The sequence below is a fragment of the Virgibacillus ainsalahensis genome, from assembly GCF_055380755.1.
On record NZ_AP043943.1, the window covers coordinates 1,827,171 to 1,839,546 of the forward strand.

The following is a 12,376-nucleotide window of genomic DNA, read 5'->3' on the forward strand; positions in this document are numbered from 1 at the left end:
CTGAGCCTTTCTGTTATTTATAATACCGTAGCACCGGTTTTCTCGCTGCAGTTGTTTCGTCCATACGTTTAACAATTGTATGATGTGGTGCATCCTGAACCAGCTCTGGTTCGTTCTTCGTTTCTTCTGCAATTTCCAGCATCGAATCAATAAATCCATCCAAAGTCTCTTTGGATTCCGTTTCTGTTGGCTCAACCATAAGTGCTTCTTCCACATTTAATGGAAAGTAAATGGTTGGCGGGTGATAGCCATAATCCAATAGGCGTTTGGCGACATCCAATGTACGGACACCCAATTTTTTCTGTCTCTTCCCGGATAATACAAATTCATGCATACAGTGACCGGTAAATGGCAAATCATATGCTTTCTCCAGTTTACGCATCATATAATTTGCATTTAAAACAGCGTATTCACTGACCTTTTTAAGTCCTTCCGCGCCCATTGTACGGATATACGTATAAGCTCGCAGATTAATACCAAAGTTTCCATAATACGGTTTTACCCGGCCGATGGAATTTGGTCTGTTATACTCAAATTCATATAAATCATCTTTTTTGACAAGCACCGGTTTTGGCAGGTAGGGTTCCAATTCCTTAGAAACACCAACCGGGCCTGATCCGGGGCCGCCACCCCCGTGTGGGCCTGTAAATGTTTTATGGAGATTCAAATGGACTGCATCAAATCCCATATCCCCAGGTCTTGTATAACCCATAATGGCATTCAGGTTGGCACCATCATAATAAAGCTTTCCACCCACACCGTGGATAATCTCTGCCATCTCCATGATTTCTGTTTCAAATAGACCTAATGTATTTGGATTAGTCAGCATTAATGCTGCAGTATCATCACCAACAACTTCTTTTAAATGCTCAATATCTACTAATCCGTTCTCGTTTGTTTTTACTGTAACAGCATCAAAACCTGCTACAGCGGCAGAAGCAGGATTTGTTCCATGTGCCGAATCAGGAACAATGACTTTTGTTCGGTTGTGGTCACCTCGCGCTTCATGAAATTTATTGATCATCATTAATGCTGTCCATTCTCCATGAGCTCCAGCGGCAGGTTGCAGGGAAACTTCATGCATCCCTGTAATTTCAACCAATGATCTTTGTAGATCATATAACATTTCAAGAGCTCCTTGGACGCTCTTAGGGTCCTGGTGTGGATGAATATGACTAAAACCTTCTAAACGAGCGATATCTTCATTAATCTTAGGATTATATTTCATTGTACAAGAGCCCAATGGATAGAATCCGGAATCGACTCCAAAGTTTCGATTGGAAAGTCCTGTGTAATGACGCATGATTTCCAATTCACTGACCTCTGGTAAATCAGGAGGGGTCTCTCTTATATACACATCTTCCAATTCCCCGTCCAAATCATATTCTGGTATATCCAACTCAGGTAAACTATACCCGGTCCTTCCTTCCTTACTGCGTTCAAAAATTAATGGAAAATCTTTATTAGCCATTGATATCCCTCAATTCTTTGACAAATGTATCTATTTCTTCTTTTGTACGGATTTCTGTTACAGCCACCAGCATCTTTCCTTTTTGTTCCGGATAGGTTTGCTCAAGGTCATATCCTCCAATAATTCCTTTATCCAATAACTTTTCATTAATCTCATAGACTGACTGCTGACAATCTATAACTAATTCGTTAAAGAAAACACCTTCTGTTGCAACCGGTATATTTGCTTCCTGCATCTTCTGCTTTAAATAACGTGCTTTCCGCATGTTTAATCCAGCCATTTTTTTAAGACCCTGTTTACCAATTGAACTCATTGCTACCGAACTGGCTAATGCATTTAAAGCCTGATTCGAACATATATTAGAAGTAGCCTTATTCCTTCGAATATGCTGCTCCCTTGCCTGAAGTGTTAACACAAAACCACGGGCACCGTCCTCATCAACAGTTTGCCCAACCAATCTTCCGGGAACTTTACGCATCAGCTTACTTGTTGTTGCAAAATAACCACAATGCGGCCCGCCAAACTGTGTAGGGATACCAAATACCTGTGTATCACCAACAACTACATCAGCTCCAAACTCCCCGGGAGGTGTTAAATAACCTAATGCCAATGGATTGCTGGATACAATGAACATTGTTTTCTTTTGTTGCTTAAGCAGTTCTTCAACCCTTTGTAATGGTTCAATCTGTCCGAAAAAATTTGGGTATTGGATAACAACACTTGCCGTATTTTCATCTAACTCTCTTTCTAACTGATCCAAATCTGTCAAACCGTTATTGTAATCAATCTCCACAATCTCCAAATTTGGTCCTTTTGCGTAAGATTCAATAACAGCTATTGACTCGGGATGGACTGCTTTTGACACAAGAATTTTTTTCTTTTTTGTTTGTGCTGCACTTAAATTCACAGCCTCTGCTAACGCAGTCCCCCCATCATACATGGACGAGTTTGATATCGGCATTCCGGTTAACTCAGAAATCATCGTTTGAAATTCAAAAATAGCCTGCAATTCCCCCTGGGAAATTTCCGGCTGGTAAGGGGTATACGCTGTGTAAAATTCAGATCTCGAAATAACATGGTCTACTACAGATGGAATAAAATGATCATAAACCCCTGCTCCTAAAAATGAAGTGTATTCCTTCAAATTGGCATTTTTATTTGACATCTCTGTAAGTTCTTTTTTTAATTGATATTCATTTGCAGGTTTTTTCAGGTTTAGTTCACCTTTAAAACGTATATCACTTGGTATATTAGAAAATAATTCATCTGTAGACTGCACGCCAATTGTATCCAGCATATCTTTTTTATCGGTTTCAGTCATAGGTAAATAACGAAATTCCATTATGATTCCCCTCCTGTTTCGCCTCTTTTATAAAATGGCGTTTGGACTACAACAGCTTTTAATTTTCGTTTTCTCACTAGAACATATAATTCTGTTCCTTCCGCTGCCACTTCTGTTTTCACTAAGGCCAACCCTACCTTTTTATTTAATGTAGGAGACTGTGTGCCAGAAGTAATAAAACCTGCCTTGTCATCATCATTGGTGTACACCTCATAACCATGGCGTGGTATTCCTTTATCGATCATTTCGATACCAACAAGCTTTCTATCCGGTCCATATTCTATTTGACTTTTCAGTTTCTGTTTGCCAATGAAATCTACTTCTTTATTTACTTTCACCGCAAATTTCAATCCTGCCTCTATTGGTGTAATATCCTCAGAAAGCTCCTGTCCATAAAGTGCCAGATTTGCTTCAAAACGTAATGTGTCCCTGGCCCCAAGCCCTATCGGCTCAACACCCTCATCTTTGCCGACTTCCAAAATTAAACGCCACAACTTTCTTCCGTGTGTCTTATCAAGATAGATCTCAAATCCATCTTCCCCTGTATAACCCGTTCGTGAAACAATAGCAGCCGAGTCGACGGAAGTGAAGTGTACATTACGGTCAAACCGGAAAAATTTAATTTCATTTAACTTCGTGTCTGTAATTGATTGCAAAATCTGTTCTGCTTTTGGACCTTGTAATGCTAATTGAACATACCTGTCTGATACATTTTCAATAGCTAGATCTTCATTATTATACGCATTGTTTTTTACAAGCCAGTCATAATCCTTTTCGGCATTCGCCGCATTAACAACTAATAAATAATCATCCGCTGCCAGCATGTAAATTAGGAAATCATCCACTGTTCCACCATCTTCATGACACATAAATGTATACTGAGCACGGTTTGGAGACAATTTCGATACATCATTTGTTGTCATTGTTTGCAAAAATTCTAAACTTTTTGTTCCTTTCACTGCAATTTCACCCATGTGTGACACATCGAATAAACCTGCTTTTGTTCTCGTTACTTCATGTTCGTGTTTAATCCCAGTATACTGCACAGGTAGATCCCAACCACCGAAATCAACCGTTTTGGCCCCATATTTCTCATACTCCGGAAATAAAGGGGTTCGTTTTAATTGATTCATCCAAATCACTCCCTCTTTTAAAAGATAATTTTCATCATCTAAAAAAGTACATAAAAATAGAGATTTCACCAATTATATGGGAAATCTCTGTCCTTAAACCAGAAAGTTGCATATTTATAATGAAAAGATATTTTTCATTATAAATACTTGCTTCGTGGGTGGTCTACCAGTGGTATACACTCTCCAGAGCCGCGTCCTGCAAGAGTCTTTTTGCCTGAGAGATTCACTGATCGTTTGCTCCTTCGGCGTTACCATCAAGAACCTGTTAAGCAAGTTTTGGATTATCCCAACGTTGCACAACATGTTCCTGTTCGTAAACTCTCCCCTTGCAATCATCCGCTTTTATGAAAATCATTATATTTGGTTATACTATGTAACAGTATCGTGAAAAATCTATTTCCATGATTATAGCATAAAAACATAATGGAATATAGCGATTTCAAAAAACTTATTCCATTTTAAATCTGCAAAAAAGGAAGTTTCTTATGAAATCCATCCCTATTCAAAAAGATTCAACATACATTGATGAATTACAAGCAACATTTGAAAAAGATGAAAAACTTTCAACATGGTCCCTTTTTTCCATGGCTTATCAAGCTGAACTTACAACAATGAGCCCAACTTTCTCGGGATTACGGGCATTGCACTATTTGCCGCATGTAGACTTTCTAAAGCACCAGATTTCCACTGCCGAACAAGTAATCGAAAATATGAATGGTAGAGCAATATTAGCGGACGAAGTTGGCTTGGGAAAAACAATAGAAGCGGGTTTAGTTTTAAAAGAATATATGGTCAGAGGGTTAGCAAAAAAAACGCTTATCCTTGTCCCTGCATCTCTCGTGAACCAGTGGGTAACAGAATTAAATGAAAAATTCTACATTCCTGCCATTGCATATCGAAAAAACTATTCATGGGACCAGCATGATGTAATCATATCATCAATTGATACAGCAAAACGTTCACCGCATAAAGAAAAGATTCTGGATATTGAGTATGATTTTCTTTTAATTGATGAAGCACATAAGTTAAAAAACCATAAAACAAAAAATTATGAGTTCGTTCGATTACTCAAAAAAAAATATTGTCTATTATTAAGCGCCACACCGGTACAAAATCGTCTGATTGAAATCTTTAATTTAGTTTCTATTCTACGTCCGGGACTCCTTGGGAATCATGATTCATTCCTTGAACAATTTGGAAAAGATAGAAAAAGAATTAAAGACGACTTTTATCTCAAACAATTAATTAAAAAAGTAATGATCCGAAACACACGAAAGGACACATCACTTAACACTACAAAACGTCATATTGAAACAATCTGGACCGATTTCAGCCCGGAAGAAATGGAAGTGTATAATAAGCTGGATACAGTAGCTGATCCCTTGCCCTCTTTCTCTAAGATTACATATTTAAGAGAACTATGCTCATCAAGAGAAGCCTGTTATTTATCTCTAAAAAAAATCTCAGAGGAAGAACACAATGAAAAAACTCTTCAACCGCTCTTAACAAAAATCGAACAATTGCCACATCATTCAAAAGCACAAAAGGCCGTTGATTTAATTCAATCATTCGGAAATGAAAAAGTGATTATTTTTACAGAATACAGAGCAACACAGCTTTACCTTCAATGGTATCTTCAGCAGCACGGCATCTCATCTGTTCCTTATCGTGGCGGATTCAAACGGGGAAAGAAGGATTGGATGCGGCAATTGTTTAAAAATCACGCACAGGTGCTGATTGCCACTGAAGCTGGCGGAGAAGGTATTAACCTGCAATTTTGTAATTATATGATTAACTATGACCTGCCATGGAATCCAATGCGTCTGGAACAAAGAATAGGAAGAATACATCGTTATGGGCAGGAAAAAGACGTTCATGTTTATAATTTTGCGATTCGAGACACGATTGAAGAACATATAATGGCTTTACTTTACGAAAAGATCAACATGTTCGAGCAAGTAATCGGACACTTGGATGACATTCTAAGTGAACTTCGAATACCTGATTTGGAATCAGAAATCCAAAATATCTATGCAGAATCTGCATCTGCAGGGGAAGCAAAAATTAAACTGGATAACCTTGCAGCAATTATTAAGCATACACACAAAAATACGGATGGTGAGGAACAGCAATATGGCAATTACTAATTTACATGCATTTTTACAGGACTATTTTCGAGCACATCATTGTGAACTCCTTAAAATTGAAGATGGTATGTTTACCATACAGCTGACCGAGGATATGGACAGGGCGCTAATGAACCGTCCATTTTACTGGCATTACGTAAAAAAAACTGGACACGAAGGAATGCCTATGCAACTTACACTCATATCAAACCCGGATAAAAGAGGAGAAAAAGGGGAATGGGTCCATTTTGGCAGTCCGCGACTGCAACAAATCTTAGAACATCTCAAACAACAGGAAAAACACACAAAGCTATTTCAAAAGGTGCAAACCAGTGCAAACACTCCTTTGTATCCCTGGCTAGTCATCAATATTAAAATCAGTTACACGGGGAAACAAAAAAGGGATGAAATTTTTTCAATCGGGCTTCATCTGGTTAATGGAATGATGAAACTGGAAATGATGGAGAAATTGAAACAGCTCCCACTGCAAATGAAGATATCCGATTATTGTTATACAATCTCACCGATGATAAAACTAAATAGCGGTTACCTTCGAATTCAATCTGTTATTGATAATTATATTGAAAATCAAACACATGAGTGGGCTGATCAATCGATAATTGAATTGGAAGAAGAAATTGAAATGCTTCACTATTTCTATGCACAAGAATCAAACAAAGAACAAATAGATAAAGAGTTAAACGAGATAAAAGAACGTTATGAGCCTTCAATTACCTATAAAATAATCAATGGAGGGATTTTTTATCTAACGGCAAATGCATTGGATGAACCAAAAGCGTAAGCGCCTTGTTGACGCTAAAGCAACAGGAAGCTATGAGTACCACATCCATGGAAAAGCCGAAGTGGCTGAAAGCTTGAACGCAACATTAGCGCTCATGCTCCTGCGGGAAGTCGCAGCTTATGACTTAGAGGGAGTTGAGCGCCGGAGTTGACCGAGGCATTACTTAGAAGGCATTGTACACTACCAAGTATTTATAAAAATTCTTACCTATTAAAAAAGCTAACTGTCTAGTTAGCTTTTTCTCTAATTTTTTAAGAGCCTGAGATTTCGGAAATAATGGTTGCAATTGAGAAGAAACCAAATGCAGCGGCTGTAAGAGCTGAGAATCCGAGAGCAAATAAATTTTTATATTTCATCTGACGAATTACGGACACTACAGCCAATAATGCCACTAATAAAAATAAAATTGCCAATACGATATGCATCTATTTTATCCTCCTTATTGACTTCCTGATTGTCATAACTGGTATAGGAATGACATTTGTATTATTATGTAATCAGACGATTATATTCTTTATTCTATAATATATTGTTGCTTTTGTCGAGATATTTCCTTTGTAATTCATTACAGCATATAAATAGCCCGATAGAAGCATATTTTTATACGAGGAGGTTTATTAATGAATGTCGAAAGTATGCCGTTGGGCCCGCTTGGAACAAATTGTTATATAGTCTATGAAGCCGAGGAAGCTTTAATTATTGACCCGGGTGGAGATGCGGATAAAGTAATTCATTTTTTACATGAAAAGAAGCTCACTGCTCAAGGCATTTTGCTGACACACGCACACTTCGATCATATTGGTGGCGTAGAGGAATTACGCACTTATTATAATTTAGATGTGTATATACATGAATATGAGGCAGAGTGGCTTGGGGATCCCCGTTTGAATGGTTCCGTCCTTTTTACAGGAGAAGAGATTGCAACAGGGCCTGCGGAGTTCCACTTGAAACCAGGAAAACTAAATATAGGCTCATTTCATTTTAAAGTAGTTCATACGCCCGGACATTCGCCGGGAAGTGTCAGTTTCATTTTTGAAGAGAAACAGATCGTTTTTGGCGGTGATGTTTTATTTCAACGTGGAATTGGTAGAACTGATTTACCAGGTGGAAGTTTAGAACAGCTTAAGGAAAGTGTATGGAATCATCTGTACCAATTGGAAGACAATTTTACTGTGTTTCCAGGACACGGACCAAGAACAACAATCAAGGAAGAAAAACGGGATAATCCTTTTATTTCAACCCCAGGCTAATGAAAAATTACTCTATTTAAGAAAAAAACCTGTCTAATTATAGACAGGTTTTTTTTCGTTCCTAGTGTCCGAAACCAGGTACAAGTATAAATTCAGAGTACCATGTAAAACCGACAAAAAATATTGTACAGTAAGCACCGAACATATACATATACATGCGTTCAGATAATCTTAAATAACCTAATGTAAGGAAAAATGCCGTTTGGACAAGGAATAATAATGCTGTTTTTTGCATATCTCCGACAAAAAACATGATTGTAAAAATACCTGTCCAAAAGGCAAGCATTCGAAAGACTCGATCCATGCTTACCCCTCCTTTTGATAACCTTATCATTGTTATTATATACGACGAATGAGAAGTTGTAAACGAATCTTGCTAAACAACTGTAAGTTTTCCCATATATTTGTAATACCTTTTTTCTCCTCTTAATATTTTCAAACCCTCACTATATCCTAGTCTGTCTTATCCTTTTCAACATAATTTGTAATGGAAACGACAAAATCTTTATTGGTTCTCATCGTAAAATAGAGTTGGTAGCTGTCCTCTGACATCGACTTTAACTCGATTTCAACACTTCCTTCAGGAAAACGGTAGAATACCTCACTTGCATGATCGAATGTTTCCATTTCCTCCTTGATTTTCGTATGTCCCATCTGGAATAAGGTCTCAGCTTTTATATTTTCCACCAGTCCTTCAGTTATATCGATTTCGCTTCTATATGCGTGAATATTCGATGTTATATAGATGAAAACCAATGTTATAGTAAATAGTACATACGGTAAAAAGAAGCCACGCTCACTATTGATAAAATATAATCTTTTTTTCATACGTTTCTCCTTCAACAGAGGTTATGAAAGCGTGAATTCCATATGGATGGGGAATGAACTCCACTTCTTTTATATCCCTGATATAAATTTCGTGACCTTTTCCATCCACTTGACGCCTTATATGGCTTCCATACTTTTCAATTTTAGCAGTTGTTCCATCGTTCTGGACTAAATGAAGAACTGTAGGTTCAATATCATATTCTCTTGCATTGATGACGTCATTTCTGAGAAACAGAAAAAATTGCTGGATGGAGAGCTCGTCCGTGTTTGCTGGTAAACTGGAAGATTTTATTAAATAACCTAACAAAGGTAAGGTGACTGCTATCATGGTGATCATCAAAAACATCGATATAAACGTAAATCCTTGTTCATTTTTCAGAAATGCCGTACAGACAGATTGTCTCTTTGGTTTTCTTAACATTTTCCCAGCGTGCACATCCTTTAATATATTCCTTCTCTTTTGTAAATGTAAATGTAACTTCCTTCATTCTTATGATTTCGGTAAATTGATCTGGTGTACTTTTTTCTTTGTCCCACAGATAATCCTGCAATTCATCATGAACTTTAGAAGTGAGTATTCTTCGATCACTTAAGTTATCTTTTTCATTTGTTAACAAGGTGATAATGGGAAATACCGTAGTCACCACTGTTATCAGCAGAGTGGATGCAATTAGAACTTCAATCAGTGTGAATCCATTAGTTTTCATAGATATAAAACCTGCCTTTTCCTGGTGGGAATACAGCTTTATATGTGGAATCTAAAGTGTTTATTGTAATATTTCCTGCTTTTCGAATGGAACCACTCTTGGTAAATGATATATTCTCCATTGTAGAATTAAATTCCAGGTTAGATGGATAGTATCTTACCGCCAAGGTTTTTGAAGGACTTACTATGGTATATCGATCATGGCGAATGATAAGACGTACATGGGATGAAGTTGTTGTGGCAAGGTTTTGAATATATAACACATCATATTCAAATGTTTCCAGGAACTGTTTGGTCTGATGCTTTTCCAAACTGGATATATTTAAAGGCGGACTAAGGAATAAAAGAATGGATAAAACGCCAAGTACCACCAGTACTTCCAATAGGGTAAATCCTTTTTGGTTTTTCATTTTAAGATGGTTCAGTTACTGATCCGTTCGTGCTATTGTAACCTAGTTCTTTGCCATCGGGGCATGTTTTTTGATCCTCTGTTATATATTCTCCCTCAGCTAACTCTTCTAAGCTTGTTGGGAAGCTTCCCTTGTCCAAATGGAAAAGGGCGACCTGGGATTCAACAACCGAAACCAAAGCTTCACATCCGGTTTCATGAAGGTCTTCACTTCTATTGCTTAAATTAGGTATGATCAGGATAATCAAAACGGATATAATCATTAATACAATCAGCATTTCAATGCATATAGGGGATTACCCATTATACAAAACAAGGAATCCGTAGCATAAAATGAAGCCAAAAAAGCCTTGAAAAGCAGAATCCATTTTGATCAATATTTTTCAAAATGGATTCTTCATGGCCAGATTTCAATTTGTTTTTTATAAAAAAGTTTAATCATTTTCTACCTATGTTGTTCCGCAATTGCACCCGATTGAAGAAGATTGTTTTTGGGCTAAAGCCTTTTCTATTAAAGGGGCTTATCTGACAACCAATCATTCCGGCAACATAACCTTCCTAAATTCTTCTATAAATGTTTCGTAATGAAGGTTGATGGCAATCCTTGTTTTTCCAGTCTTACTTGTTGGTCGCATATCAATATAGGACATTCCCTTTGCTTCTATACCCTCCACCACATTTGTATCATAGTATATGTAATCAACGATGGCAGGATTTTTAATAACCATGATGGTAAGAAGATCGTGAATAGGTGCACCTGGAATACCTGGTACAGTTTTCTTATAAAATTCGTAGTAATATTCAAAGACAGGCGCCATCATGGAGGCATAGATGTTTTTCTTGTTTTTAGAAATGGCGTCCACGATATCCGGGGTGAGAACGGCAAATTGAGTGGAATTTAACGGAGTTATCGTTAGGTTATGTGCAAACTTAAGAACGAAATTAGATGAAGTCGGATCACCAAAAAAATTTGCTTCTGCCAGTGCCGTTACGTTACCTGGAACAAAGAATGCACCACCCATCACATAAAAGGAGTGAACCATTTTTATTTGGTCAGGAAACAGGATAAATGCAGTTGCCAAGCTGGTCGAGCGGCCTGTGTCTACAATGATAAGCTCAGTTCTATATCTTTCTATGATGAGACGAATAGTGTCAAAAGGATACGTTTGATATTGCATATTACTAGGAGGCCGTATCGGACCGATTCCTTCACCGTGAATTTCGGGGTAAAACGTCACATCTTCCTGTTGCACTGGTTGGGAAGCACCAGGAATAATCGGAATGTCATTTCTCCCCGCTATTTGCACTAAATAAGCAGCATTGGCTGTAGCCTGCTCTTTTGTCACATTCCCATAACTGGTGACGATACCAACAAGCTCTATTTCAGGATCCAGCATGGTGTATATAATTGCCAAGGAATCATCTATTCCAGGATCACAGAATAAAAGAATTTTTTTCGTGATAGAAATCCCTCCTTCTATACTATATATATTCCAAAGTTCATGAATCATGTTTGAAACAGTGATGTGCTGTACGGTTTTTGTGTGTCATAAAAGGGTGTCACTAATTTAATTCAACAAAGAACGTTTGGACAAAGTTAGTTCCAAACGTTAATGTACATTTTTCTTATTTACTTAAGCACCCTTTAACTTAATACATTGTTATCTTAATTAAAGTCACTTAATTTCTTCTGTGAGAACCGTTTTTTGTTTAATCGATTGTTCAACTAATTATTGAACCCCATAAATTAAAATTGCCAAAACCATACCCATAAAAAACCACGTACGATGACTCATTTTTTTAAATCTAAATAATCCAACTTTTGAGAGATGGAGAAATAAGGGAAAGCATTAATCCTATCAAATACTATATTTGTAAGTATGAATTTCAGAATTTGCCGTTAGTTAGTTTAAATATCCACATTGTGCCAATTATCAGCATAAAAAGGCATAATATATTTGGTTTATTTAAAAGCAGCTATTGATCCGGAAAAACTGGAAAAATGTATCCTGCCGTGTGTACAGGAATACATATACAACGATTTAGATGAATTGAATGATTATATCTCTTTTACCAAACCGAATTAACGGATAATTCTGATCCAGTTCAAGTAAAGCTTGCGAAAGATTTCATATTTTGATACATCAAATAACACCACCCGTAGGCCCCTCTCTCAAACCAAAGTATCCGTTTGGTTCCCCATGAAAAAGCTTCCTTTAAGCCTGGGAGCTGGATACCGTATCGTTCGGTATAGCGTGTTTCAGAGGGCGCATTTTTACTCGACACCACTCACGTCATCGTTGAATGAC

General features: G+C 37.3%; 15 protein-coding genes and 1 riboswitch. Of the genes, 4 read left to right on the top strand and 11 right to left on the bottom strand.

Features of this window, described 5'->3' with window-relative positions:
• Nucleotides 1-13 precede the first annotated feature (13 nt).
• The 3 genes from gcvPB to gcvT are packed head-to-tail and all read right to left on the bottom strand — an operon-like array spanning nt 14 to nt 3,946.
• A complete protein-coding gene (gcvPB, locus tag ACZ427_RS08805) occupies nt 14-1,471 on the bottom strand; it encodes an aminomethyl-transferring glycine dehydrogenase subunit GcvPB (protein WP_461177754.1) in 1,458 nt (485 codons plus the stop codon).
• Nucleotides 1,464-2,813 (bottom strand): aminomethyl-transferring glycine dehydrogenase subunit GcvPA, encoded by a 1,350-nt coding sequence (gene gcvPA, locus ACZ427_RS08810; protein ID WP_461177753.1) that lies wholly within the window; start codon nt 2,811-2,813, stop codon nt 1,464-1,466. Before gcvPA ends, gcvPB begins: the two co-directional genes overlap by 8 nt.
• Entirely contained in the window at nt 2,813-3,946 is a 1,134-nt protein-coding gene (gene gcvT / locus ACZ427_RS08815) for a glycine cleavage system aminomethyltransferase GcvT (RefSeq protein ID WP_461177752.1), read from the bottom strand. Before gcvT ends, gcvPA begins: the two co-directional genes overlap by 1 nt.
• A 192-nt stretch (nt 3,947-4,138) precedes the next feature.
• A riboswitch (glycine riboswitch) is annotated at nt 4,139-4,282 on the bottom strand.
• Nucleotides 4,283-4,431: 149 nt separating this feature from the next.
• Between gcvT and ACZ427_RS08820 the strand changes: the two genes are divergently transcribed.
• Genes ACZ427_RS08820 through ACZ427_RS08830 form a run of 3 tightly spaced genes read left to right on the top strand, consistent with a single transcriptional unit; the run spans nt 4,432 to nt 7,025 of the window.
• Nucleotides 4,432-6,093, top strand: coding sequence for a DEAD/DEAH box helicase (locus ACZ427_RS08820; protein ID WP_461177751.1), 1,662 nt, complete (start codon nt 4,432-4,434; stop codon nt 6,091-6,093).
• A complete protein-coding gene (locus tag ACZ427_RS08825; RefSeq protein WP_461177750.1) occupies nt 6,080-6,874 on the top strand; it encodes a YqhG family protein in 795 nt (264 codons plus the stop codon). The genes ACZ427_RS08820 and ACZ427_RS08825 overlap by 14 nt, the downstream gene beginning before the upstream one ends.
• A complete protein-coding gene (locus ACZ427_RS08830) occupies nt 6,858-7,025 on the top strand; it encodes a hypothetical protein (RefSeq protein WP_461177749.1) in 168 nt (55 codons plus the stop codon). Before ACZ427_RS08825 ends, ACZ427_RS08830 begins: the two co-directional genes overlap by 17 nt.
• Nucleotides 7,026-7,125: 100 nt before the next feature.
• Here ACZ427_RS08830 and ACZ427_RS08835 read toward each other — a convergent pair whose 3' ends face one another.
• Nucleotides 7,126-7,299, bottom strand: a complete 174-nt coding sequence (locus ACZ427_RS08835; protein ID WP_461177748.1) for a DUF2759 family protein — start codon at nt 7,297-7,299, stop codon at nt 7,126-7,128.
• A 195-nt stretch (nt 7,300-7,494) separates the two neighbouring features.
• Between ACZ427_RS08835 and ACZ427_RS08840 the strand changes: the two genes are divergently transcribed.
• Nucleotides 7,495-8,124: an MBL fold metallo-hydrolase gene (locus ACZ427_RS08840; RefSeq protein ID WP_461177747.1), complete on the top strand. Its 630-nt coding sequence runs from the start codon at nt 7,495-7,497 to the stop codon at nt 8,122-8,124.
• Nucleotides 8,125-8,185: 61 nt separating this feature from the next.
• Here ACZ427_RS08840 and ACZ427_RS08845 read toward each other — a convergent pair whose 3' ends face one another.
• From ACZ427_RS08845 to ACZ427_RS08875, 7 genes are all read right to left on the bottom strand, one after another.
• A complete protein-coding gene (locus tag ACZ427_RS08845) occupies nt 8,186-8,428 on the bottom strand; it encodes a DUF2626 domain-containing protein (protein WP_461177746.1) in 243 nt (80 codons plus the stop codon).
• A 149-nt stretch (nt 8,429-8,577) separates the two neighbouring features.
• On the bottom strand, nt 8,578-8,952 hold the full coding sequence (locus ACZ427_RS08850; protein WP_461177745.1) for a hypothetical protein: 375 nt from the start codon (nt 8,950-8,952) through the stop codon (nt 8,578-8,580).
• Nucleotides 8,924-9,373, bottom strand: coding sequence for a competence type IV pilus minor pilin ComGF (locus ACZ427_RS08855; RefSeq protein ID WP_461177744.1), 450 nt, complete (start codon nt 9,371-9,373; stop codon nt 8,924-8,926). Before ACZ427_RS08855 ends, ACZ427_RS08850 begins: the two co-directional genes overlap by 29 nt.
• Nucleotides 9,321-9,659: a prepilin-type N-terminal cleavage/methylation domain-containing protein gene (locus ACZ427_RS08860; protein ID WP_461177743.1), complete on the bottom strand. Its 339-nt coding sequence runs from the start codon at nt 9,657-9,659 to the stop codon at nt 9,321-9,323. The genes ACZ427_RS08855 and ACZ427_RS08860 overlap by 53 nt, the downstream gene beginning before the upstream one ends.
• On the bottom strand, nt 9,649-10,068 hold the full coding sequence (comGD, locus tag ACZ427_RS08865; protein WP_461177742.1) for a competence type IV pilus minor pilin ComGD: 420 nt from the start codon (nt 10,066-10,068) through the stop codon (nt 9,649-9,651). The genes ACZ427_RS08860 and comGD overlap by 11 nt, the downstream gene beginning before the upstream one ends.
• A 1-nt stretch (nt 10,069) precedes the next feature.
• Nucleotides 10,070-10,345, bottom strand: a complete 276-nt coding sequence (gene comGC, locus ACZ427_RS08870) for a competence type IV pilus major pilin ComGC (RefSeq protein WP_461177741.1) — start codon at nt 10,343-10,345, stop codon at nt 10,070-10,072.
• A 258-nt stretch (nt 10,346-10,603) separates the two neighbouring features.
• Entirely contained in the window at nt 10,604-11,578 is a 975-nt protein-coding gene (locus ACZ427_RS08875; RefSeq protein ID WP_461177740.1) for a nucleoside hydrolase, read from the bottom strand.
• Nucleotides 11,579-12,376: the final 798 nt, after the last annotated feature.